A 24,245-nucleotide genomic window follows, 5' to 3' on the forward strand; every position below is an offset into this window, starting at 1 on the left:
CAAGACCACAGAGTGTAGCGAAATTCCGTTGCGGCGCGAACTACTTTAGCCATTGCCGCCGCCCTGCAGCGCCGGCGGCAATGGCGCCGGCAATCGCGTCAGAACGTGCCTTGCAGCGACAGCGACAGCAGCTTGGAATCGCCGAAGAATGGATAGCTGTAATGCGACTTGTCCTTGCTGATGTCGTACTGCGCCTTGAACGCCATGTTCTTGCGGAAGTCCCACCGCAGCGACGCATATTTCGTGCTGCGCGCTTCGATGGGTTCGGCCACCGTGGTATAGCGCGAATACGTCAGCATCGGCGTAAACGCGCCGATCTGGTAGCCAACGCCAAACAGCGCGTACTTGTAGACGCCATTCAATCCTTTACCAGGATCGATTTGCTCATAACGGTCCACTTCCGTGCGCACCAGCCAGTCCTGGTAATCCATGTTGGCGGACAAGCCCTTGATGCGCGTGCGCTGGCGGTCGATCAGCGTGACCGGCCCGGTGGCGCCATCCTGCCACAGCGTGTCCTTGTACGTCATGAACATGCCGCGCACGTCGAAGATGCCATTGTTCGCGGAAACCGACAGCCCCGTGATGTTTTTCCATTTCTCGTGCGTGGGCGTGGTGTAGTAAATCAGCGTGTCATACGCATCGTTCTTTTGCTCATAACCGCCGGCCCAGCCATGCACCGTGGCAGCCCAGCCCGACTCCCCCAGCTGCGTGCGGTAACTGGCGTTGGCGCCCACGTAGGCATAGATCGGCCAGCCATACACGTCCGGCGCCGGACGCACCCATGGGTACGCGTAACCGATGTACAGGTAGTCGCTGTAGTAGTACAGGGGAATGCGGAATTTGCCTGCCTGGAACGTCCAGGCGGAATCCGCGTGCGGCTGCCACGTCGCATAGGCCCAGTCGACGGTCGGCGTGGAATGGTGGTTGGGATTGCGGGCGCGCATCACCACTTGTGCCGTGGCGGACAACGTGGGACTGAATTCCTTGCGCAGCTGCAGGCCCAGCAGCGATTCCTGGTCGAATTGCCAGCCCTCGCCTTTTTCATACACAGCAGCATATTCCCATGCCTGCATCGAGCACGGGCACTTCCATTCCTGGTATTGCCACGGGGCGCTGCTGCCCTGGGCTGATCCACTCAAGACCTTGCCAGCCGTAATGTTGTAAAAGCCCGTCAAGCGCAGGCTGCCGTCACCGCCCAGATCGATGGCGCCGGCGCTGCCGGCCGCCAGCATGGCCGCCAGGGCCAAAATGTGTTTTTTCATGCGTGTCTCCGTTCTGCGGGTCATGAATCAAGGTATGGTGGCGATGACCTTGACCGTGTCGTCGACCGCCGCCTTTTCGATGTACCCGATGGCATTGACGTTTTCGCTGACGGTCTTTTTTACCTCGGCGCTGGAATGGCACTCTTTGGGCGCCTTGATCTTACCCGTGAACAATAACTTGGACCAGATCGCTTCGACCTGGGCTGGTGTTTTTTCCAGGACTTTCTTGTAAAACTCGGCGCGGATCGCCGAGTTTTCCGCCTGTTCCACGGGCGTGAATTGCACCGAGCCCCCCAGGAAAAATTGGGCAGCTTGCGACGGGAACATGCGGGTCGCAGGATTTTGCGGGTTGACTATGATGACCAGCTCAGCCCGGGCCGGCGCCGCCAATGCGGTCAACAGCAGGGCCGGAACAAGTCGCTTGGACAGACGTCTCATCGGTACTCCCTCAGATGGATAACAATCCGGTGAGTCCAGTCTAACAAGCACACCCGCTTGAAATGATAAAAATTGTGACATGAACGACACAATTTCCATTCAGCGTTTCTGTAAAACAACAGCTACTGCGCATCGTGGAAGATCATGCCCAGCGTATGGCGCATCCCGCTGCGCAAACGCGACACGCCATGCCGCATATTGACGCGGTAGACGCCCCGCGTCCCGTTCACGGGCCGGTGGTGGACGGGGAAAATCACCATGCCGCCCTGCTCCAGCGGCACTACTTCTGCGCGCGACTGCATGCGGGGGCGCTGCTCCGTCAGCACGAACTCGCCTCCCGTAAAATCCCTTCCAGGCGCGGACAGCAACATGGCCGCCTGCAACGGGAACACATGTTCGCCATAGATATCCTGGTGCAGGCAGTTGTAATCGCCGGGCCGGTATTGCAGCAGCAGTGGCGTCGGGCGCAACTGCCCGGCCGCGTGGCAGCGCTGGATCAATTCCGCATGCGCTGCAGGAAAGCGGACGCCGATCCCCATTGCCTCATGCCAGCGGTTGGCAATCTCCGCCAGCGGCGCATACAGCGCGGCACGCAAGCGCGCGATGGGCGACGGCAGCGGATAGGCAAAATACTGGTACTCGCCTTTGCCAAAGCCATGCCGCTGCATGACGACGCGGCTGCGGAACAGTTCCGGCTTCGCATAGGCTGCCGCCAGCCGCGTGCATTCTTCCACGCTGAAAAATTGCGGCGCCACAAAGCAGCCCCACGCGTCGAGTTCCGCGCCAATGGCGTCCCAGTCCAGCGATGTGCAACGCAGCGCCATGTCCGCATACGCTGATGCCGGCGCGTTCACTTGGCGCCCTCACGCTCCAGCAGCACTTGCTTGCGCTCGACACCCCACCGGTACCCCGACAGCGACCCGTCAGTCCGCACCACACGGTGGCATGGAATCGCAATGGCAATCGCATTGGCTGCGCAGGCGCTGGCCACGGCGCGCGCGCCATTGGGCGCCCCCACCAGTTCCGCCAATTCCGTATAACTGACTGTCCGCCCCGCGGGAATACTGCGCAACACTTGCCATACGCGCTGCTGGAATGCGGTCCCCCGCACATCCAGCGGCAAATCCAGGCCGATCTCTGGCGCCTCCACCAAACCGATCACGGCGGCTACTACACGTTCATAATCCGCTTCCGCCCCGGCCAGTTCCGCTTTGGGGAAACGGTCCTGCAAATCGCGCGCCAGCGCATCCGGATCGTCGCCGATCAAAATCGCGCAAATGCCCTTGTCCGTGCTGGCCACGAGGATGGCGCCCAGCGAACACTGGGCAATGGCAAAGCGGATGGTTTCGCCATGGCCGCCGCCCCGGTAAGCGCTGGGCTGCATGCCCAGCGCGCCGTTCGATTGCGCGTAAAAGCGGCCGCTGGAATTAAAGCCTGACGCATAGATCACATCGGTGACCTTACCGCTGTCAGTCAACTGCGCCAGCTGCGCCTGCATACGCCGCTGGCGCACGCCGGCCGCATACGCTTTCGGCGTCAATCCCGTCTGCGCCTTGAAAATCCGGTGAAAGTGGAAGCGGCTGACGCCCGATGCTTCCGCCAGGCTGGCCAGATCCGGTTCCGTTTCCGCTTCTTCGATCAGGCGGCACATTTGCGCCACCAGCGCGGCGTGCCGTTCCGCCAGCGGCGGCAAGTCCGGCTTGCAGCGCAGGCACGGGCGGAATCCCGCCTGCCGCGCATCCTGCGCCGTCAAATGAAAGCTGATATTGGCCCGCAGCGCGTGGCGCGACGGACACGATGGGCGGCAATACACGCCCGTGGTGCGTACCGCGTAATAAAACTGGCCATCGGCCTCGGCACTGCGCTGTTGCACGGCGGCCCAGCGCTCGTCGTCATTCACAAACATGTTCTGCTCCCTGAGTTCCAAAGTATGCCCCATGTTAGGCAGGTCAAGCCCCGGTCACACTCCGCGCCTTGCTTTTGAATTCCCCTCATATGCAATGACGATGCATTGATGCGGCGCAGCAATGCTAAAATCGTCACTTGCCCGCGCCGGCTCAGGCGCTGCCATGGAGACAGGCTTTGGAACAATTAGCAACAGACAATACCCCCATCTTCCAGCGCATCAAGGATTATTTGCTGGCCCAGATCGCTGCCGGACAGTGGAAGGAAGGCGACGTCATCCCTTCTGAACAGGCGCTGGTCAAACAGTTTGGCGTGTCGCGCATGACCGTCAACCGCGCGGTGCGCGAATTGACGGCGGAACAGGTGCTGACGCGGCGCCAGGGTTCCGGCACATTCGTTGCCGCGCAGAAATTCCAAGCAACCTTGCTGGAAATCCGCAGCATTGCCGACGAAGTCCGCGCCCGCGGCCACGTCCACCGCAGCAGTTTGCAATTGCTGGAGCAAACCAAGGCAGGCGAATTGCTGGCAAAACAGTTCGAATTACCAGCTGGAACTATTTTATTCCACTCGGTGATCGTGCATTTTGAAAGCGGCGTGCCGATCCAGGTGGAAGACCGCTGGGTCAACCCCGCTTGTGCGCCCGACTACATGAGCCAGGATTTCGCCGCCACCACGCCCAATGAATACCTGATGGCTGCCGCGCCGCTGGCTGGCGCCGTGTATAGCGTGGAAGCGCTGAGCCCGCCGCGCGACATTGCCGACATGCTGGCCATCGATACGCGCCAGCCATGCCTGGTATTGAAGCGGCAAACCCGCTCGGCCGGCATCGTGGCGTCGATCGCCACCATGTGGCATCCAGGCCACCGCTACCAGTTTACTGGCAGCATGCAAGCCTGATATTCCCATGGAGTTTGCCGTCAGTAAATTCTGACACCGGCCTCCCTGCAACGATGCTATAGTTGATCGACCCGGGCTCGCTCCCGCTCCGACCAATCGAAAGGGAAGCTCCTTGCAGCACCGCCGTCTTTTGTTCCTGCCGCGCCTGAGCCGCATCGCGGCCGCAGCGGCTATTGCCTGCGCCGTTGTACCGGCGTGGGCGGTTGAACATATCACGCTGCAATTGAAATGGCGCCACCAATTCCAGTTTGCCGGTTATTACGCAGCGCAAGACAAAGGGTTTTACCGCGACGCCGGCCTTGAAGTGACCTTGCTTGAAGGCAAGCCTGGCGAAGATACCACCCGTCCCGTGGTGGAAGGCAAAGCCCAGTATGGCGTCAGCAATAGCAGCCTGCTGCTGAAACGGGCGGCCGGCGAACCCGTCGTGGTGCTGGCATCGATCTTCCAGCACTCCCCTGCCGTGCTGATTGCCCGCCGCGGCGACAATGGCGAAGCCTTGAACCTGGCCGGCAAGCGCATCATGCTATCGCCCAGCAATGAGGAATTGCAGGCTTACCTGAATAACTTCGGCATCACCAAGGATAAATACCAGCGCGTTCAACCCAGTTATAACCTGGACGATTTAATCAGCGGCAAGGTCGACGCCATGTCCGCCTATTCGACGTGGACGCCCTACACGCTGGACCGCAACAATTTGAAATACGACATTTTGTCGCCTCGCACGGCCGGCATTGATTTTTATGGCGACATCTTGTACACGACGGAAAGCGAGTTGCGCGAACACCCGCTGCGGGCTGCCGCCATGCGCGCGGCCACGCTGAAGGGTTGGCAATATGCGATGGAACATCCGGGCGAAATCGCCGACTTGATCCGCGCGCGCTACCCGGGCACCTATACGCGCGAACATTTGATGTATGAAGCGCAGCAAACCATCCCGCTGCTGGAACAGCGGCTGGTTGAACTGGGCTACAGCAATCCGGAACGGTGGCAAGCCATTGCCGCCACGTTTGCCCAGCTGGACATGATGCCGGCCAATACCAGTCTGGAAGGCTTCCTGTACCAGCCGCCGCCTGATTACCGCGCGTGGCAATTCGGCGTCGCGCTGGCTTTCATGGCGCTGCTGTTCGGCGGCGTAGCCTGGTGGCGTATCCACCGCATGCAGCTGGCGCTGCAAGAGGCCGATGAACGCGCGTCCAAATCCGACCGGTTGACGACATTCGCGCTGGAAGGTACCGGCGAAGGCATATGGGACTGGCAGCCGATAGCGAATATCCTGACCGTGTCGCCCCGCTATTGCGAAATCCTCGGCTATGACCCGCAGCATTTCAAACCGACTGCACAGGACGTGCTCGACATGGTGCATCCTGACGACCGCGCCCGGGTCGACCAGGAATTCATGGTGCGGTCGGGGGGGCCGGCTGAGGGCCGGGCCGCGCTGTCGTGCGAATTCCGCATCCGCTGCCAGGACGGCAGCTGGAAGTGGGTGCTGGGCCGGGGCATGGTGGTGTCGCGCGCCAGCGATGGCCGCGCAATGCGCATGACGGGCACGCTGGGCGATATCAGCGACCGCGCGGCAGCGGAAGAAGCCAGGGTGGCAGCCATCCTGGAAGCAGCGCCGTCGGCCATGCTGGTGGCGGACCGCAACGGTATCGTGCGCCAGGCCAATCACGTGTGCGCGGAAACGTTCGGCTATGACAGCATGGCGGGCCTGTCGCTGGATTTGCTGGTGCCCGACACCATGCGCAGCACGCCGGGCCGTCCGCGCGAACTGGTATCCCGTCCCGGCTTGCCGGGCCGCGTGCTGACGGCGCACCGCAACAATGGCAACCAGTTCCCCGCGATGGTGCACATCGCGCCGATCCAGCTGGCAGGACAAGGCTTGTCGATCGTGTCGCTGCGCGACGTCACGCAGCGCCAGCGCGCGGAAGAAGCCATGCAGGCCAGCACGGAGCGCTACCGCCAGATCGTGCAGACAGCAGCAGAAGGCATCTGGATGACGGATGCGCAAGACCGCACCACGTTCGTCAACCCCACGATGGCGCGCATGCTGGGCTATGACGTCGATGAAATGATCGACCGGCCGATGGCGTCGTTCATGGATGACGATGGCCAGGCTTTGCTGCGCCAGCACCAGCGCCGCCGTCCGTCCGGCCATGCGGAACAGGGCGACGTGCGCTTTTTCCGCAAAGACCACTCGACGATGTGGGGCTTGCTGTCGACCACGCAAGTCAACGATGAAAACGGCGCCTATGCCGGCATGCTGGCCATGATCACGGATATCACGGACCGCCGCCTGGCCGACCTGGCGCTGCGCAATTCCAGCCGCCGCATGGCGTCCGTATTCAATGCCGTCACCAATGGCCTCGTCGTGTTGAATGGCGACGGCCTGATTTTGGAGAGTAATGCCGCTGCAGCCCGCATGCTGGGCGCAGCCGCGCAGCCCGGCGCGGGCTTGTGGCCCGGCGTGCATGAAGATGGCAGCGTGTTTGCCCGCGACGAACACCCCGTCTACCTGGCACTGGTGTCAGGCCGTTCGGTGCGCGACGTCGTCATGGGCGTACGCCAGGCCGATGGCACGCAGTGCTGGCTGTCCGTCAATGCGGAACCCATGAAAGATGAGCTGGGCGACGCGCCGATGGCAGTCGTCGGCCTGACCGACATCAGTTACCGCAAGCGCAGCGAAGATGCGCTGCGCCAGGGCGAGCAGCGGCTGCAGGAAATCATCAAGATGATGCCGATTGGCCTGTACATCAAGGCGCCGGACGGCCGCTTCCAGTTGATGAACCCGGCCTGCGAAGCGCAATTCGGCTTCCGCTTCGACGAATTGAACAGTGGCGACGATGCGCCGTTCCATTCGCCGGACGTGGTGGCAGCCATCCGCGCGCGCGACCGTGAAGCGTTTGCGGGCGGCGTGCTGATCGATTACGAAGAAACCGTGTGGAACCCGACCTTGCGCGAACAGCGCCACCTGCGCACGTTCAAGAAGCCTGTGTTCAATGACCGGGGCCAGCCGGCATACCTGATCTGCATGTCGATCGACATCACGGACAGCAAGCGTACGGAAAACGAATTGCGCGAATTGAATGAACACCTGGAAGAACGGGTTGCGCAGCGCACCATGCAGCTGGACCAGGCCAAGCAGCTGGCGGAAGAAGCCAGCCAGGCCAAGGGCCAGTTCCTCGCCAACATGAGCCATGAAATCCGCACGCCGATGAATGGCGTGATCGGCATGGCGTACCTGGCGCTGAAAACCGACCTCGATCCGCGCCAGCGCGATTACCTGGAAAAGATCCGCTTCGCCGGCGAGCATTTGCTGGGCATTATTGACGACATCCTCGATATCTCGAAGATCGAGGCAGGCAAGCTGGAAATCGAACACGTGGACTTCGCGCTGGACCACGTGATCCAGACCTTGACCACGGTGGTGGCGCCGAAAGCAGCCGGCAAAGGCTTGAACCTCGTGTTCGACATCGACACGACCTTGCCGCCCGTACTGCGGGGCGATCCACTGCGCCTGGGCCAGGTGCTGATCAATTACACCAACAACGCCATCAAGTTCAGCGAGCAGGGCAACATCATCATCAAGGTGGTCAATGTGCTGGCCGACGCCAACCAGTGCCTGGCGCGCTTCGAAGTGCATGACCATGGCATCGGCTTGTCGGCGCAGGAAATTTCCAAGCTGTTCCAGTCATTCCAGCAAGCGGACACGTCCACCACGCGCGAACATGGCGGCACCGGCCTGGGCCTGGCGATTTGCAAACAGCTGGCGCAATTGATGGGCGGCGAAGTGGGCGTATCCAGTGTGCCGGGCGAAGGCAGCACGTTCTGGTTCACGGCGCAGCTGGGCGTGTCCAGCCGCGCGGTGCCGGAAATTATCAATTCCGTCAGCGATGCCGCGGCCGAGCTGGTGACCACTGCGCGCACGGCCGCCGTCATGCAATCGCTGAAGCATGCCCGCATCTTGCTGGTGGAAGACAATACCTTCAACCAGCAAATTGCACTGGAAATGCTGGAAGAAGCGGGCACGTCCGTATGCCTGGCCAACAATGGCGAAGAAGCGCTGGAATTGCTGCGCCAGGCCAGCTTTGACTGCGTGCTGATGGATGTGCAAATGCCGCTGATGGATGGGCTGGAAGCCACGCGCCGCATCCGTGCCGATCCCAAGCTGGCGGACTTGCGCGTGCTGGCCATGACCGCCACGGCCACCAGCGAAGACCGCGTGCGCTGCCTCGACGCGGGTATGGATGACTTTATTTCCAAGCCGATCCAGCCAGCGCTGATGTACCAGACCATTGCCAGCTGGCTGCCGGCGCAGCGTGTCGATGACGCGGAAGCCAAAGCCGCGCAGCGCTTCGGCAGCAGCTACCGGCCGACACTGGCGGGCGATCCAGCGATTATTGATTTGTCGGTACTGGCGCAGTTGCTGGGCTACAATCCGCAAAAAATCCGCAAGTTTGCGTTTAAATTCTTGCAGACCACAAAGGATGGCTTCGATGAAATCGAAACCTGCATGAAGGCGGGCAACCTGGAACGCGTACGCGAACTGGGTCACCGCATCAAATCCGCGGCCCGCACCGTTGGCGCGCTGGGTATGGCGGATATGTGCGAGGATCTGGAAAACCTGCCCTTGGGCGAAGCTGGGGCCATCCAGGCCCGCAATTTAATGGCACGGCTGTGGCCGCTGCTGGATATGGTCACGGAACAAATCATGACCAACACGACTTTTGCCAACGACGATTGATGAATATGAATGACCGCGCCTCTGCAGATCCTTTGCGCGTATTGCTGCTTGACGATGATCCTTTCCAGCTGGCGATGCTGGAAGACATGCTGGAAGACCTGGGCGATTTCACTGTCTTTACCGCCAACGCTGCGCAAGCCGCGCTGGCCATGCTGCAAACCAGTCCGCCTGATTTGATGGTGTGCGACTTGTCGATGCCGGATATGGATGGCATCGAGTTCCTGCGCCATGTGGCGGAAGAAGGCTACGATGGCACAGTCGTGCTGTTGTCCGGCATGGAAAGCGGCGTGCTGAAGGCGGCGGAGCGGCTTGCCATGGCGCAGGGATTGACGATACTGGGCGCGTGCGCCAAGCCCGTGTCGGCCGTGGAATTGGGCGACCTGGTCAGCCTGGCGCGCATGCACCGGCGTCCCCGCCGCACGGCGTGATGTTTGGGCAATTTTGATATTTCTCAAATTCCACGGGACAATTTGCGCAAAATCCGCACACGCGGCAAAAATGCGTTATTATTTGAGCCATTCCCCGCCTGCTATCCGCTAGTCCACTACTTCCAGTTTGCCTCCCATTTCGTTGCACACTGTTGAAATCCTGGATACGGTCGCCATTTGCAGCCTGTCATCCAGGCAGCCCCGGGACGGCATCTAAGACAAATGGCATAATCATCCAGGCGACATTCCCATAACGTGAGATCAACATGAGCGAAAACATTAAACACATCACCGATGCATCCTTCGAGGCCGACGTCCTGAAATCCGACCGCCCTGTGCTGGTCGACTTCTGGGCTGAATGGTGCGGTCCTTGCAAGAGCATTGCCCCGATCCTGGAAGAAGTAGCCAAAGAATACGACGGCAAGCTGACGATCGCCAAACTGGATGTGGACTCGAACCAGTCCGTACCAGCCAAGTTCGGCATCCGCGGCATCCCGACCCTGATTCTGTTCAAGAACGGTGTCGCTGCAGCACAAAAAGTCGGTGCGATGGCAAAAGGCCAGTTGACCTCTTTCATCGACAGCAATATTTGATTAAGATAGCAGGCAGCGTTGCGCCCGCAGCGCTGCCCAAGAAGACTAGGAGCGGACCTTGCCGCTTCTTTGATTAAACCCACGCAGTTCCCTCCCCTACCTTTACTTTCCCGTCACGGGACACTCAGACAATATGCATCTATCTGAACTGAAGGCCTTACACGTCTCCCAGCTGTTGGAGATGGCGATCGGCCTGGATATCGACAACGCGGCGCGCTTGCGCAAACAGGAATTGATGTTTGCGATTTTGAAAAAGCGCGCGAAAGCCGGCGAACAGATTTTCGGCGACGGCGCCCTGGAAGTGCTGCCTGACGGCTTCGGCTTCCTGCGCTCGCCAGACGCCAGCTACATGGCTTCGACGGACGACATCTATATTTCCCCGTCGCAGATCCGCCGCTTCAATTTGCACACCGGCGATTCCATCGAAGGTGAAGTGCGTACGCCAAAAGATGGCGAACGCTATTTCGCCTTGGTCAAGGTAGACAAGGTCAACGGCGAATCGCCGGAAGCCTCGAAACACCGCATCCTGTTTGAGAACCTGACGCCGCTGCACCCGAACCAGCCGCTGCGCCTGGAACGCGAAATGAATGGCGCGGAAAACATCACGGGCCGGATCATCGACTTGATTTCGCCGATCGGCAAAGGCCAGCGCGGCTTGCTGGTGGCGTCGCCGAAGTCCGGTAAATCCGTGATGCTGCAGCACATTGCGCACGCCATTACGGCCAACCACCCGGACGTCACGCTGATCGTGCTGCTGATCGATGAACGTCCTGAAGAGGTTACCGAGATGCAGCGCTCTGTGCGCGGCGAAGTGGTGGCGTCGACCTTCGACGAACCGGCGACCCGCCACGTGCAGGTTGCGGAAATGGTGCTGGAAAAAGCCAAGCGCCTGGTCGAGATGAAAAAAGACGTGGTGATCCTGCTGGACTCGATCACCCGTTTGGCGCGCGCATACAACACCGTGATTCCGGCCTCCGGCAAAGTGCTGACCGGTGGTGTCGACGCCAACGCGCTGCAGCGTCCGAAGCGTTTCTTCGGCGCCGCCCGTAACGTGGAAGAAGGTGGTTCGCTGACCATCGTGGCCACCGCGCTGATTGAAACCGGTTCGCGCATGGACGACGTGATTTACGAAGAATTCAAGGGTACCGGCAACATGGAGGTGCACCTGGAACGCCGCCTGGCTGAAAAGCGTACCTACCCTGCCATCAACTTGAACAAGTCCGGCACCCGCCGCGAAGAATTGCTGATCAAGGCCGACCAGCTGCAAAAGATCTGGATTCTGCGCAAGCTGCTGTACTCGATGGATGAAATCGAAGCGATGGAATTCATCCTCGACAAGATGAAGGCGACCAAGACCAACGTCGAGTTCTTTGACTTGATGCGCCGCGGCGGGTAAACCCGCAAGACGCCAAGGAACCTGGCTTTGCAAGGCCAGGCCGTTGCGCAGGCGCGGCGGTTAAACCTTAACTGTTTGTTGATTCCGCGAAAGCCCTGCGTTTACTACGCTGGGCTTTCGTTGTATAATCGCAGGTTGTTTTTAAACCCAGGCAAGTGAGTGGCAATCGGGTCGAGATGAAGTACTGACCGCCGAAGTGCTGTTTGGCTACCTACTGATAGAGAGAAGCACATGAAAGCTGATACCCATCCAGAATACCGCGAAATCCTGTTCCACGACGTGTCCTGCGATTTCAAATTCATCACCCGTTCGACCATCCAGACCCGTGAAACCATCACCCACGAAGGTAAAGAATACCCTCTGGTGAAGATCGAGGTTTCGTCGGAATCGCACCCGTTCTACACGGGCCAGCACAAGATCGTCGACACCGCCGGCCGCGTGGAAAAATTCCGCCAGAAGTTCGGCAAAGTCGGTTCGAAAACCGCCGTTGCAGCAGGCTAATCAGCCTTGTAGCGCTAAAAAAGGCAGCCTCGGCTGCCTTTTTTTTCACCCGCACGTCATACTTGTCCTTTCTGCATAATTCACTGTACCAATGAAGCCAGTCCGTCTTCCCGCCTCCGCCACGCTTGCGCTGCCCCGCTGGGCGCTGTTCGCCCTGGGCATGCTGTATATCTTGCCGGGCCTGATTGGCCGTGAACCGTGGAAGAATGACGATGCCGCCAGTTTCGGCATCATGTGGACGATGGCGCAAGGCACGTGGCAAGACTGGCTGTGGCCCAACATTGCCGGCCTGTCCATTCCCGATGAAGGCCCGCTGGCTTTCTGGTTCGGCGCACTGTGCATCAAACTGTTTGGCTGGCTGCTGGGCGACGTGCTGGCTGCCCGTGTGGCTACCGTCTGCGTCTTCCTGCTCGGCACCTTGTCGCTGTGGTACGTGACGTTTGCACTGGGCCGCCGCCAGGATGCCCAGCCATTGAAGCTGGCCTTTGGCGGCCAGCCCGACCCGGATTCGTTTGGCCGCACGCTGGCCGACGCGGCCGTGCTGATTTACCTGGGCTGCCTGGGCTTGATGGTGCACAGCCATATGACCACGTCCGAGCCGCTGCAAGTGTCGCTGCTGGCGCTGACCTTGTACCGCTCCGTGCGCTATATGGAACTGCCATCGCTGCGCAATGCCGCGCTGATCGGCATGGCGCTGGGCTTGATGGCGCTGGTGCGCGGCTGGATTGCGCCCGCCTTCTTTACACTGGCGCTGCTGCTGTGCGGCGCCTTCCTGGAAAAACCGCTGGGCCGCACCGTGCGCGACCTGGCGTTTGCCGTCGTGATTGCTGCGCTGCTGATCACACCATGGGTCATCGTCTCGGCTGTCGCGCAACCGTATGGCGCATCGCCGCTGCCGGGCTGGATGCAATGGAACCTGGCCCAGATCGCGCCCGTGTCCGGCACGTCCGTCAGTTACTTCTTCCGTGTCGGCGTATGGTTCTTCTGGCCTGCGTGGCCATTTGCCAGCTGGGCAATTTACGCGTGGCGCCGCCAGAAACGCGTGCTGCACATTGTCGTGCCCGTCACTTTTGTCAGCATGGCCGCGCTGCTGGCGCTGTTCCATCCATCGCCGGAACAAGGCCAGCTGCTGCTGTTGCTGCCGCCGCTGGCCATCATGGCGGCCTTTGGCTTGCTGACGATGAAACGGGGCGCCATCAATGCCATCGACTGGTTCTCCGTCATGGTGCTGACCCTGTGCGCCGCCACGCTATGGCTGTTCTGGAACGCCAAGCTCAATGGCTGGCCTGCCAAGGCATCGCGTAACGCGCTGAAACTGGTGCCGGGTTTCGTGCCGCAATTCGACACCATGGCCGTGCTGGTGGCAGTGCTGGCCACGGCCGGCTGGTTTGTGCTGGTGCACTGGCGCCTGTCGCGCCGCCCTTCCGTGCTGTGGCGCGCGGTCGTGCTGTCGTCCGGCGGCGTGATTCTCGTGTGGATTCTGCTGATGACCTTGTTCTTGCCCGATATGAACTACAGCAAGAGCTATGCAACGGTGGCGCACCAGGCGGCCGCCAATTTGCCAAAAGATACGGATTGCATTGAAACCAACGCCGGTCCCGCGCAGCGCGCATCGTTCGCCTACTTTGGCCACTTGCCATTTGTTGGTGTCAAAGGCGGCCGCTGCAATATCTTGTTGCTGCAAGATAATTTGCGCATCCCGGACGAACAGGAAATCGTACCGGCATACCGCGCGCCGCACTGGACTTTGCTGTGGGAAGGCCGCCGTATTTCCGACCGCCAGGAACGGTTCCGCCTGTACCGCCGGGGCGACGCGGCTACGCCATAAGCCCGGACTATTCACCGTGGCAACTATCAAAGGCGCCATGGTATGCTGTACCGACCATGAACGCCTTTCAACGATATTGCTGCATGGCGCTGCTGGCAACAGCGCCAGCCTTGATGGCCGCGCCCCGGGCGCCGCAGGAATCGTTGTTCATCGTTGCCGAGCACTCCCCGCCCGCCAGCATGAAAGAAGGCGATGAAATTACAGGCCGCGAAACGGAAAAAATCCGCGACATGCTGGGCCGCCTGGCCATCCCTTATAAAATCGACATCCTGCCGTGGAAGCGCGCCTATACGATGGCGCAGGAGCAAAAAAACACGTGCGTTTATTCAACGTCACGCACGCCGGAACGGGAAAAGCAATTCAAATGGATCGGCCCCACAGATGAAGCGGAATGGGTATTCGTAGGCCGCGCTGACCACAAATTCCAGTTGCGCACGCTTGACGATGCCCGCTCGCTGCGTATCGGTACGTATCACGGCGACGCCCGCGATGATTTCCTGCGCGCGCGTGGCTTCAATGTGGAACCCGCGCTGAACAATGCATCCAACCCCAAAAAACTGTTATTGAACCGCATCGACCTGTGGGCAGTGGGCATGCGGGCCGGCGCCTCCATTCCTGCGGAGTTCGCGGGTGACAAAGGGGAAATCATTCCCCTGCTGACTTTTCACCGCGTCAAAGTATATTTGGCGTGCAATCCCAGCGTACCCGATACGCTGGTGGAGCGCATGAACACGACACTGGACGCCATGCGCCGCGACGGCACTTTTGCCAAACTGGAACGTAAATACGCGGAATTGGAAAAGAAGAAATAAGTCTTTGCAATCAAAGTGTTGCACGTCTTTCTACTGTGTTGCGGCAAGCATTTTTTTCTTTCCTGAAGCGCCCACAAATGAGGCAAACGCCGCTATAGTCGCGTGTAGATCCCGTTGCCTCCCGGCATAGTCGCTGGCCACGCCCCGCTCCGCGCGCCAGCCCGACCGGCCGCGTCCCGCTGCGCCCCACCATTGCGCGGCGGCGTGTCCACGATTGCTTACTCTGCTGCCATGTTCAATTTATACAAATTACAGCTTGCGCTGAAAAACACCTGGGTGCGTATTGCTTTGCTGGCCGGCATAGCACTGACAATTGCGTTGGCCGTGTGGAGCACGGACGTGCCGCAAGACACGAGCCCGATCGAGCGCACGCAGGATATTTCCCGCATCACGGCACTGGCGGCGCAGAAAGACTTGCTCGAGTATCTGGTGGTCGCCAAGCCGTTGTCGGAAGCGCCCCGCTACATTGTCAAATTCAAGAATGCCCCCGTGCTGCACGTGGTGAAAGTGCCTAGCACGTCCCATCTGAGCCTGGAGCGCGAAGTATTGCTACGCAATGGCATTCCGTATGCGATTGCACAAGATGCGTGGCTGGCGTCGCACAAGGCCGTACTGCAAGACGAAGGGGGCCCGATGGCGGGCGCCACGGAATTCCTGCGCCGCCATGCATTCGATATCCTCGTCGTCGTGCTGCTGCTGTTTGTGTTGAAATTCGGTTTGCCTGGCATGAATCCCAGCGCCACCGTGCTGTCGCCCGACAAGTTGAAAGGCAGCCTCGATGACTTGATCGGCATGGAAGACATCAAGCAGGAAGTGCTGCACCTGGAAGACATGATCCGCAACCGCCGCGTTTACAAGTCGCACAACATTGATAAACCTTTTAACGTGATGCTGACGGGTCCTGCCGGCACCGGTAAAACCAAGCTGGCCGGCTATCTGGCCAAGCGCCTCAATATTCCATTGATCCAGGCGTCCGGTTCCGCGCTGGAGTCCGGCTATATCGGCGGCGGTTCCAAGGCATTGAACGCGTTGTACCGCAAGGCTTGTGCGCGTGGCAACTGCATCATCTTCCTCGATGAAGCACAAGCGTTGTTCATGCCCCGTGGCCGTGGTGAAAAGAAGTGGGAAGACGATACGGCAAATACGTTGCTGGGCTTGCTCGACGGTGTGAAAAGCGATGAAGGCGCCGGCGTAATCTGGGTGGTGGCATCCAACTTCGACGACAACAATTCGCAGATGGATGAAGCCATGCTGCGCCGCTTTTCCGTGAAGATCAATTTCCGTTTACCCAACAAGAGCGAGCGGCGCGCGCTGGTGGAATCGTTCCTGAAACGCAAGCAAGATGGCTGCGTGAACTGGGACGACATGAATCTGGACCAGGTGGCGGACATCACGGCCAACCTCAGTCCGGCACTGCTGGAAACCGTCGTGGAACGGGCCAGCATGATTTCCATCCAGGAAGGCAAAGTCATTGATACCGACATGATGTTCCGCGCATTTGAACGGGCCACCATCGGTTTGACGGACCGTGCGACGACAGCGGAAAAAACCCGCCAGCGCGAACGCATTGCATTGCATGAGCTGGGCCACTTCTTCATGCAAATCGACCCGTATTTGCGGGCCGGCATGGCGCTGTCCGACATCAAGGAAAAGTCGCACTTGCTGAAGATCAGTACGGAATCCGTTTCCAAGCTGGGCGCGCTGGGCTATGTGCTGTCGGCAGGCGACGATATGTCGCTGCGCACGCTGGAAGAATTGGAACGCGACGTGATCCAGCTGTATGGCGGCGTGGCGGCGGAAGAATTGTTTTATGGCGCACGGGGCATTTCAGTCGGCAGCCAAAACGACATTGAAAAAGCCACGAGCATGCTGGACACCATGGTCAACCGCTTGTCGATGTATTCGCGCTCCAAGCTGGACTATAGCCAGTTCAAGCAGGAAGCCAGCGCGGAACATACGCTGTTGCAGGTGGAAACCAAGGCGGATGAACTGTACAGCTATACGCTGCGCGCCATTGGCGATTACCGCGCCGCCATGGACGCCATCAAGGATGTGCTGATGGAGCGCTATGTGCTGTCGAAAGACGATATCTTTGCGCTGCTGGCGCAGCGTGACGATATTGTGCCGGCCAGCGTGGCATAACAGCAGCGCTCCACTCAGGGCGGGCGCTGCGTTCCATCCCGGTACTTAGCGCTTCGCCATCACCATCGGATCAGCATTGCTTTTGGCGGCCAGCTTGTCGTAGTCGCTGATCACCACTTCATCGCCGTAATCGCGGAATTGAATGCGCACCCCGTTGGCCGTCAAGAATACACCGGCCGATTGCGGAACCAGCTTCATCTTTGGCTCCCGGCCAAGCTTCACATAATAGGTACGGCCGATTTGCGTGAATTCGACCAGGCGCCCATCTTCCAGCATAAATTTTTTCGCATAATCATCGAACTCCGAAGGACCCGGCTGATAGCTGCTAGCAGCCGGGGCTTGCGTAACGCCATGGCCCACAGGCTCGGCCGAAGCGGCGCCCATGCATGCTGCACTGAGAAAGACTGCGTAAATTGCTTTTTTCATTTTGAATGTATTTCCTATTGTGATGTGACAGCGCGCCACCGCGGCTGCGGGCGCGCGCGGCTGCACCGCCGCGCACTGCGGCACAGTCAACCATTTGATTGTGAGAAGCCGGTACGCCGGCTTCGGGCGTCAGGGTGGATCGCTGCGGCTCACGATAGAGGCGCGATCAGGTGGGACAGGCACCAGCTCCGTATAGGAAATCCGGTCCAGATGAGTCATGGCGATTGTGTCGCCATCTTCCATTGATTTAGCTTTTACTCCTTGCGCGCGCAGCGCCCCCGAACACGCGGGCGCTGCGCGGCCCAACGCTTAACGCTTGGCCAACATCATGGTGTCAGCAGGCACCTTGCTGTTGACCGCCAGCTTGGCATAATTGCCGACACCCACCGTTTCGCCGTCATCGCGGAACTCGATATAGGCGCCGCTCACCGTCATGAACACGCCCGGCGCCTGCGGCACCATTTCAACGCGTTTTTCCCCCTCCAGTTTTGCGTAGTAGTGGGACGCGTGATGCGTGAATTTCAAGCGATTGCCATCTTCCAGCATATACGTGGTTTCGTACGCATCGAATTCATTGTTTTTCAATTGATACTTGGCGGGCGCCTTGATTTGCACAGTGCCGTCCACTTTGGACGTGACTTGCGGGTCGGCGGACGCGGCGGTCATGGCGAAAGCTGCAGCGGCAAAAGCAATAGCGTGGACGACGTTTTTCATAATGTTCTCCTTTGAGTGGCGCTCTGCAACGTGCAAGCGCGCGACTGCACCGCCGCGCACTGCGGCACAGTCAACCGAATAATTTTTTAAAAGCCGGTACGCCGACTACCGGCGTCTGGGCAGGCCGCCCGTGCTACCGGTTAGCGGCTCGCGATATAGACGCGATCAGGCGAGACAGGCACCAGCCCCGTGTAGGGAATGCGGTCCAGATGGGTCACGGCGATTGTGTCGCCTTCTTCCATGAATTCAACTTTCGCTCCTTGCGCGGTACTGAATTTACCGGGCTCCTGAGGAAAGAGTTCAACGGGTGCTTCGTTATACATCTGTGTAAAGAACTGGCGGCGGCGCTGGAAAAAATGAATCACGATGCCGTTGTCGAGCAGGTACGGGCGGGCATAAGTATCAAATTCATGCGGCGCCAGCTTGTAAGCCGGTGCGGCATCTGCCCTGCTGATCTGTACCTGCGGTGCAGCGCCGGATTCCGCGGTCTGGGCTAACGCGGTGCACCAGCACCCCGCCAGCAAAGCCGCAGCCACCGCGCTGGTAGCCGTAGGTTTCATGCTTGCCTCCCTTTATCAGCACATACAGCAATGTCGCTCCTCTAGGCGCGACATCTTCATACTAGCAGCCTGTTGCGCTAACAACAGATCAGGCTAGGCTGATAATTTCTATGCAAGAAGGAAACCCCATAGTCTGTCCAATACAGATTATCCGGCGCCGTGCCGCGCAGTGGGGAATGGGGGTGGGCTGAAGGCGACAGCGGAAACCGCTGCGGTAAGCAGGTTGCTCATGATACTTCTCCTAATGGGTGGGCCTGGGCGCCCCCGGCACCTTCTGTAATGTGCGGGGACAAGGTCAAGATAGCAAAGCGCTACAAAACTTGCGCAATACGCGCGACAAACGGCAATTTTGGTGGGACAGAATGCAAGCAGGACGGACGAACTGCATGCCTGAAATCTAGCCCCACAGCAATGCGATACAGTCCGTACTTAAAGGGTAAAAAAAGCCGTCATATCCGCCCGCTGCACTGACAAGCCAGCAGGCCAGGGGTAAGATAGCGCGATGCTGATCCGTTCTTATTACCCCGGCGAAGAAGCGCAGCTGCATGCGATATTCCACTCTGCCGTGCATGGCCTGGCGCGGTGCGATTACTCGGCCGAACAGTTACACGCATGGGCGCCGCAAGACTATGACTGCGCCCTGTGGTCGCAGCGCATGCGCGCCAACCAAACGCTGGTGGCGGAACTGGATGGGCGCGCTGTCGCCTTTGCGGATTTGCAGCCGTCCGGGTACATCGACATGTTTTTTGTTGATGCACTCTATGCGCGGCGCGGCATCGGCAGCGCGCTGCTGCGCCATATCATGGCCATGGCGGGCGCGCGGGCCATCGGCGTGCTACGGTCCGATGTCAGCCTGACGGCGGAACCATTCTTTGCCCGCCACGGCTTTCTCGTGGAAACGCGCAACCACGTCAAAGTGCGCGGAGTCGAACTCGACAACGCCACCATGAGCAGGATGCTGGCGCCCTAACCCGGTGGTATGGCGCCTTGCGCTCAAACCTTCATCGGCAAAATCACCATCTGCAGCCCTTCCAGGTGCAACCGGCGCTGCACGGCCAATGCCGCCTGGTTGTGCAGCAGGCGGCTCATCCAGTTATCGCTGGCGAAAATCAGCTTGCTGGTGAAGAAAATCGCGTTCGGGAATTCATTGCTGATTTCTTCGCACATGCGCGTGATTTCATCGACGGCGTCCGTGCCGAAGCCCAGGTAAGACGACGACGCCATGCCGTGGCTGTGGCAAAAGTCCACGAAGTATTCCAGGGTGCTTTCCGCGTCGCGCCGCATGGCTTCCATCGCGCCTTCGCCGCCATACGCATGGGAATCCACGGTGCGGGCATTGACGAAAATGAAGTTCTTGAAGTGGCCGGGGAACATGCGCTGTACCCACAGCAGCGCGTGCAAGCCGCCCCCTTTCGACGAACCGACAATGAACACGGCAGTCTGGTTGTCCGGGTCCGGCACGACGGCATCCGGATTGGGGCCGAACGGCTGGCTGGCAAACACTTCATCGACCGAATGAATGGCGCGCTTGGTTTCGCGGTAGTGATTGCGCACCCACACGCACAGCGCGGCAATGCCGCCGATGATCACGGCGGCAGCCCAGCCGCCATCCATGAATTTTTCCACCAGCAGCACGCCGAGAATGCCGGCGCAAATGACAAAGCCGACCGACGACAGCAGCAGGCGCGCCACCCATTTGCCGTCCGAGTCGCGGTTGCGCACCCAGTACAGGCACAGGCCAAACAGGGAAATGGCAAACGTGAGGAACACGGAGACGGAATACAGCACGACCAGCAAGGTCACGCTGCCTTCCGTCCAGAACAGGATGGCCAGTGCGGCGATACCCATGACGAGGATGCCGTTTTGCGTCACGAGGCGCGTCGACAGGTAGCGGAATTTGTGCGGCACCCACGAATCGCTGGCCATGTTCGACAGCACGGACGGGCCGCCCAGGAAGCCGGTATTGGCGGCCACGAACAGCAGGCCCGCTTCAAACGCCAGCACCACGGCCAGCATCACCTGGTTGGCGACCGGCGAACCGGGATTCATATGGCTGATGATGCTGGCGAAAGTCGATGCATTGAGCGTCTGCCCCTCGATCGGCTGCGCGTCCCACAGCAGGTACAGCATGATGATGCCGCCCGCCGTGAACGCCAGCGACAGCGCCATATACAGCATAGTCATCTTGCCCGTCCAGACGCGCGGCTCGGCCAGCAAGTTGACGTTGTTCGATACGGCTTCCAGGCCCGTGTACGTACCGCCGCCCTGCGAATACGCCAGCAGCAGCATGCCGGCCACGCCGGTCCAGCCCATGCTGCCGGCCAGGCTGACGGTTTCATTGATGGTGCCCGGCACCAGCCCCGGCAAATTTTCCGCATGCGCGTAAATGCCGAAGACAATCAGGACCAGGTGGGTAATGACAAAGCCAATAAAGATCGGCAGCAGAATCTGGATGGCTTCCTTCAAGCCCCGCAAATTCATCACGATCAGCAAGCCGATAAAGAACGCTTCGGCCCACAATTTATAGGGCTGGAACCCTAATGGCAGGAACGACGCCAGCGCATCGACGCCGGACGCAATGGAAATCGCAATGGTCAGCACATAGTCGAGCACCAGCGCGCAGCCGGAAATCAATCCCAGATAAGGCCCCACCAGCTTGGTGGCGACGCGGTAGCCGCCGCCCCCGGTGGGAAACAGTTCAATCACCTGGTTATAGGCCAGCGCAATGATGAAGACCGTGACGGCTGTGGCAATCGCCATGTACAGCCCCAGGTGCGTATGTGCGCCCAGCGCCTTGAAGGTTTCTTCCGGGCCGTATGCGGAAGAGGACAGGCCGTCGGCGCCCAGTCCGACCCAGGCCAGGAACGCCACCAGGGCCATCGAGTGGCGCGTTTCGCTTTTCATGGGGTCCAGGGCTTTGCCCAGGATGATTTCGCGTATCTTCTTGTACTTCATGCGGATTGCAAGCGTTCGGCAGGGGTAGCAATGATGACACAAATGCTAGTGACGGGCATCAACCTAAAGTAATGAACTTAAAGACAGCGCGCAAAATTCGCGTATAACCCATTACAATTTTGTTTGGAGTGCACTATAATGTGGCTCTTGCACGAACTTACCTGCCTCGGTGGTGGAATTGGTAGACGCAGCGGACTCAAAATCCGCCGCCGCAAGGCGTGCCGGTTCGATTCCGGCCCGGGGCACCAACAATCTGCATCGCACTGAACCCGCATTACCGTCCGGTATGCGGGTTTTTTGTTTTCCCGCTTCCCCGATCCGGCGCCATCGCGACAGAGCCGGCATCCGATGCCCGTCAGCAAGATTAAGGAGAAAGCGGGGGATAGATAATTTGCGGCACGCCGGCCGCCTTTTTCAATTCGCGGTACAACTGCATGTAGTTGTAGGCCATGCGTTCCGCCGTGAACAGTTCCCAATAGCGCCTTTCCGCGCGCTGGCCCATTTTCGCTGCCAGTTGCGGGTTATCCCACAAGGTACGCATGGCTGCACGGAACGCATTGGAATCGCTGGGCGGCACCACCAGCCCCGTGTCGCCATCGATATTGATGTAAGTGGTGCCCGTGCCGATTTCACTGGAAATCATGGGCTTGCCGTACATGGCGCCTTCCAGCAGTGAAATGCCGAACGCTTCCGACCGCAGGTGCGACGGGAACGCCAGCGCATAGCACAGCTCCAGCAGCGCCACCTTGTCTTCTTCATCGAGCGCGCCGACAAACATCACATTCTTCAAGCCCAGGCGCTGCGCGTGCTGCTTCAATTCCAGTTCGATCGGACCGGCGCCGACGATGACCACCGGGAATTCCGTATTGGCCACGGCATCGAGCAGGATGTGCAAGCCCTTGTAATAGCGCAGCACGCCGACGAACAGGAAGAAACGGTCGCCGACACGCTGGCGCCATTGTTCCTTGATTTCCGCACGGGGACGGGGGTAAATGGCTTTATCGAGACCGATGGGAATGGCGCACGTCTTGTCCTTGTAGCGCGTCAGCACAGGCGACGACGCCAGGTAATTCGGCGACGTGGCGACAATCGCGCTGACGCTGTTCAGGAAACGGCGCTTCAGCGGCGTATACACCTTCATCAGGGTTTTCTGGCGCACGATGTCCGAGTGGTACGTCACCACGGTGGGCTTGTCGATGCGCGCCAGGAAATGCGCCATGTCGGCGAACGGCCAAGGGAAGTGGTAATGCACGACGTCCGCCTTGTCGGCCAGTTGCGCCAGCCTGCGGATGGCCGCCAGCGACATGGCGTTGGACGCGATTTCAAAATTCAACGGCGACCGGTGTACAGTATGGCCTTCAAATTCCAGCTGCGCCGGGCCGCCGTCACGCGTCAACGTCAGCACGTCATTCGTGACGCCAAGACGTCCCGTCCCCACACAGATCTGGCGGATCACCTGTTCGATGCCGCCCCACGAATCTGGGTAGTAAGTCTTGCAGAAATGAAGTACGCGCATACCGGCCCGGGTCAGGAAAGCAATTGGTTGTAAACCGCAGCCGTCTTGCGTGCGCATTCGGCCCACGTCAAATCCAGCGCGCGCGCTTTGCCTGCGGCAATATGGCGCGCGCGCAGCGCATCATCGCGCGCCAGTTCCAGCATGGCGGCGCCGATTTCCGCCACCGACAACGGGTCCACTTCCACTGCGGCGCCCATGGTCACTTCCGGCAGCGATGTCGTGTTCGACGTAATCACAGGAACACCCGAAGCAAATGCTTCCGCCACGGGAATGCCGAACCCTTCATACAGCGATGGAAATACGAACACGCCTGCCGCCGCATACACGTGCCGCAATTGATCGTGGCTGATCAAGTTGTCCAGCCAGACGACGTTTTCACCGTTTTGCTGCGCCGCGCGGATTTGCGCCTGCAGCGTTGCACTGCGCCAGCCCGGCTGCCCCACGATCACCAGCTGTCGCTTGGCGCGCATCACTGGCGGCAACGCAAGGTAAGCCTCCAGCACGCGCCCCATGTTTTTACGGGGCTGCAGCGTGCCCACCGTCAGATAGTAACCCGGCTGTAAACCATGCAGCGCCAGCGTGGCTTGCACGTCTGCAGGATCGGGCGCTTCCAGCCATTCTTCATCCATCCCGCATGGCACCACGCTGATGCGGCGCTCATCGACGCCAAAGCACTCCACCAGTTCGCGTATCGCAAATTGCGTATGCGCGATCACGTGGTTGGCCTTGCGGGCAGCTTTCGCCTGCAACCAGTTCTTCATCTTGCGCAAATGGGGGCTGCACCATTCAGGATGCTTGATGGTCAGCGCATCGTGCAGCGTGGCCACGACCATGCAATCCATGCGCACGATACGGTAATCCGTGGCGTGATACAGGTCGACATCCGGCATTTTCAGGCGCACGGCGCCCGGCAAGATCAAGTCGCGCAGCGTCGCCAGTGCAAATGCCGACGGCAGGCGCGCGCCGGCGACCAAAGGCGTGCTGCCCCGGGCGAACGAATACGGCTGCACGGCGCAGCCCTGGCGCGGCAGGCGGCGCAGCAGCGCGCGGCTGTAGACGCCAATACCGTCCAGCCGCCCGCCAGTCAGCGCGGGTTCGATCGTTGTCGTGGAAATGCCGATGCGCACGGTA

The 24,245-nt window shown here is 59.8% G+C and carries 20 protein-coding genes and 1 tRNA gene; 11 read left to right on the top strand and 10 right to left on the bottom strand.

Annotated features, from left to right (window positions below):
* Positions 1-98: 98 nt before the first annotated feature.
* The 4 genes from GM668_RS03205 to ada form a co-directional block, all read right to left on the bottom strand.
* Complete coding sequence (locus GM668_RS03205; protein WP_155437445.1) at positions 99-1,262, bottom strand: hypothetical protein; 1,164 nt, start codon at positions 1,260-1,262, stop codon at positions 99-101.
* Positions 1,263-1,289: 27 nt separating this feature from the next.
* A complete protein-coding gene (locus GM668_RS03210) occupies positions 1,290-1,700 on the bottom strand; it encodes a type 2 periplasmic-binding domain-containing protein (protein WP_155437446.1) in 411 nt (136 codons plus the stop codon).
* 122 nt (positions 1,701-1,822) lie between these two features.
* Positions 1,823-2,524, bottom strand: coding sequence for a 2OG-Fe(II) oxygenase (locus GM668_RS03215; protein ID WP_155437777.1), 702 nt, complete (start codon positions 2,522-2,524; stop codon positions 1,823-1,825).
* A 26-nt stretch (positions 2,525-2,550) separates the two neighbouring features.
* A complete protein-coding gene (ada, locus tag GM668_RS03220; protein ID WP_229498868.1) occupies positions 2,551-3,606 on the bottom strand; it encodes a bifunctional DNA-binding transcriptional regulator/O6-methylguanine-DNA methyltransferase Ada in 1,056 nt (351 codons plus the stop codon).
* A 176-nt stretch (positions 3,607-3,782) separates the two neighbouring features.
* Here ada and hutC point away from each other — a divergent pair, with 176 nt between their 5' ends.
* From hutC to GM668_RS03265, 9 genes are all read left to right on the top strand, one after another.
* Complete coding sequence (hutC, locus tag GM668_RS03225) at positions 3,783-4,502, top strand: histidine utilization transcriptional repressor HutC (RefSeq protein WP_155437448.1); 720 nt, start codon at positions 3,783-3,785, stop codon at positions 4,500-4,502.
* Between the two features lie 112 nt (positions 4,503-4,614).
* Positions 4,615-9,243: a PAS domain S-box protein gene (locus GM668_RS03230; protein WP_155437449.1), complete on the top strand. Its 4,629-nt coding sequence runs from the start codon at positions 4,615-4,617 to the stop codon at positions 9,241-9,243.
* A complete protein-coding gene (locus tag GM668_RS03235) occupies positions 9,243-9,671 on the top strand; it encodes a response regulator (protein WP_229498870.1) in 429 nt (142 codons plus the stop codon). The genes GM668_RS03230 and GM668_RS03235 overlap by 1 nt, the downstream gene beginning before the upstream one ends.
* Before the next feature lie 266 nt (positions 9,672-9,937).
* Entirely contained in the window at positions 9,938-10,264 is a 327-nt protein-coding gene (trxA, locus tag GM668_RS03240; protein ID WP_155437450.1) for a thioredoxin TrxA, read from the top strand.
* Between the two features lie 133 nt (positions 10,265-10,397).
* The gene (gene rho, locus GM668_RS03245) at positions 10,398-11,660 is read left to right on the top strand and encodes a transcription termination factor Rho (protein ID WP_155437451.1); all 1,263 of its coding nucleotides are present in this window, start codon (positions 10,398-10,400) and stop codon (positions 11,658-11,660) included.
* A gap of 231 nt (positions 11,661-11,891) precedes the next feature.
* Positions 11,892-12,161 carry a type B 50S ribosomal protein L31 gene (locus GM668_RS03250; RefSeq protein ID WP_155437452.1) on the top strand — a complete coding sequence of 90 codons (270 nt, stop codon included), beginning with the start codon at positions 11,892-11,894 and terminating at the stop codon, positions 12,159-12,161.
* A 91-nt stretch (positions 12,162-12,252) separates the two neighbouring features.
* Complete coding sequence (locus GM668_RS03255) at positions 12,253-13,989, top strand: ArnT family glycosyltransferase (protein WP_155437453.1); 1,737 nt, start codon at positions 12,253-12,255, stop codon at positions 13,987-13,989.
* 56 nt (positions 13,990-14,045) lie between these two features.
* Positions 14,046-14,801, top strand: coding sequence for a substrate-binding periplasmic protein (locus tag GM668_RS03260; RefSeq protein WP_229498872.1), 756 nt, complete (start codon positions 14,046-14,048; stop codon positions 14,799-14,801).
* 231 nt (positions 14,802-15,032) lie between these two features.
* Entirely contained in the window at positions 15,033-16,943 is a 1,911-nt protein-coding gene (locus GM668_RS03265; protein ID WP_155437780.1) for an AAA family ATPase, read from the top strand.
* Between the two features lie 45 nt (positions 16,944-16,988).
* Here GM668_RS03265 and GM668_RS03270 read toward each other — a convergent pair whose 3' ends face one another.
* The 3 genes from GM668_RS03270 to GM668_RS03280 all read right to left on the bottom strand — a co-directional run bounded on the left by GM668_RS03270 (position 16,989) and on the right by GM668_RS03280 (position 18,643).
* Positions 16,989-17,369, bottom strand: a complete 381-nt coding sequence (locus GM668_RS03270; RefSeq protein WP_155437454.1) for a hypothetical protein — start codon at positions 17,367-17,369, stop codon at positions 16,989-16,991.
* Between the two features lie 309 nt (positions 17,370-17,678).
* The gene (locus tag GM668_RS03275) at positions 17,679-18,083 is read right to left on the bottom strand and encodes a hypothetical protein (RefSeq protein WP_155437455.1); all 405 of its coding nucleotides are present in this window, start codon (positions 18,081-18,083) and stop codon (positions 17,679-17,681) included.
* Positions 18,084-18,223: 140 nt separating this feature from the next.
* Positions 18,224-18,643: a hypothetical protein gene (locus GM668_RS03280; RefSeq protein WP_155437456.1), complete on the bottom strand. Its 420-nt coding sequence runs from the start codon at positions 18,641-18,643 to the stop codon at positions 18,224-18,226.
* 502 nt (positions 18,644-19,145) lie between these two features.
* Between GM668_RS03280 and GM668_RS03285 the strand changes: the two genes are divergently transcribed.
* Complete coding sequence (locus GM668_RS03285; protein ID WP_155437457.1) at positions 19,146-19,613, top strand: GNAT family N-acetyltransferase; 468 nt, start codon at positions 19,146-19,148, stop codon at positions 19,611-19,613.
* Between the two features lie 23 nt (positions 19,614-19,636).
* On the opposite strand, the gene GM668_RS03290 is transcribed toward GM668_RS03285, so the two are convergent.
* Complete coding sequence (locus GM668_RS03290; protein WP_155437458.1) at positions 19,637-21,598, bottom strand: APC family permease; 1,962 nt, start codon at positions 21,596-21,598, stop codon at positions 19,637-19,639.
* Between the two features lie 163 nt (positions 21,599-21,761).
* Here GM668_RS03290 and GM668_RS03295 point away from each other — a divergent pair.
* Positions 21,762-21,846, top strand: a tRNA-Leu gene (locus GM668_RS03295).
* A gap of 116 nt (positions 21,847-21,962) precedes the next feature.
* Here the strand turns inward: GM668_RS03295 and GM668_RS03300 are convergent.
* Together GM668_RS03300 and GM668_RS03305 are read right to left on the bottom strand one after the other, a co-directional pair.
* Positions 21,963-23,114: a glycosyltransferase family 4 protein gene (locus tag GM668_RS03300; protein WP_155437459.1), complete on the bottom strand. Its 1,152-nt coding sequence runs from the start codon at positions 23,112-23,114 to the stop codon at positions 21,963-21,965.
* A gap of 11 nt (positions 23,115-23,125) precedes the next feature.
* Entirely contained in the window at positions 23,126-24,241 is a 1,116-nt protein-coding gene (locus GM668_RS03305; protein ID WP_170305458.1) for a glycosyltransferase family 4 protein, read from the bottom strand.
* Between the last annotated feature and the right edge of the window lie 4 nt (positions 24,242-24,245).

This window comes from Pseudoduganella ginsengisoli (genome assembly GCF_009720865.1).
In the GTDB taxonomy this organism is placed as follows: domain Bacteria; phylum Pseudomonadota; class Gammaproteobacteria; order Burkholderiales; family Burkholderiaceae_D; genus Rugamonas; species Rugamonas ginsengisoli.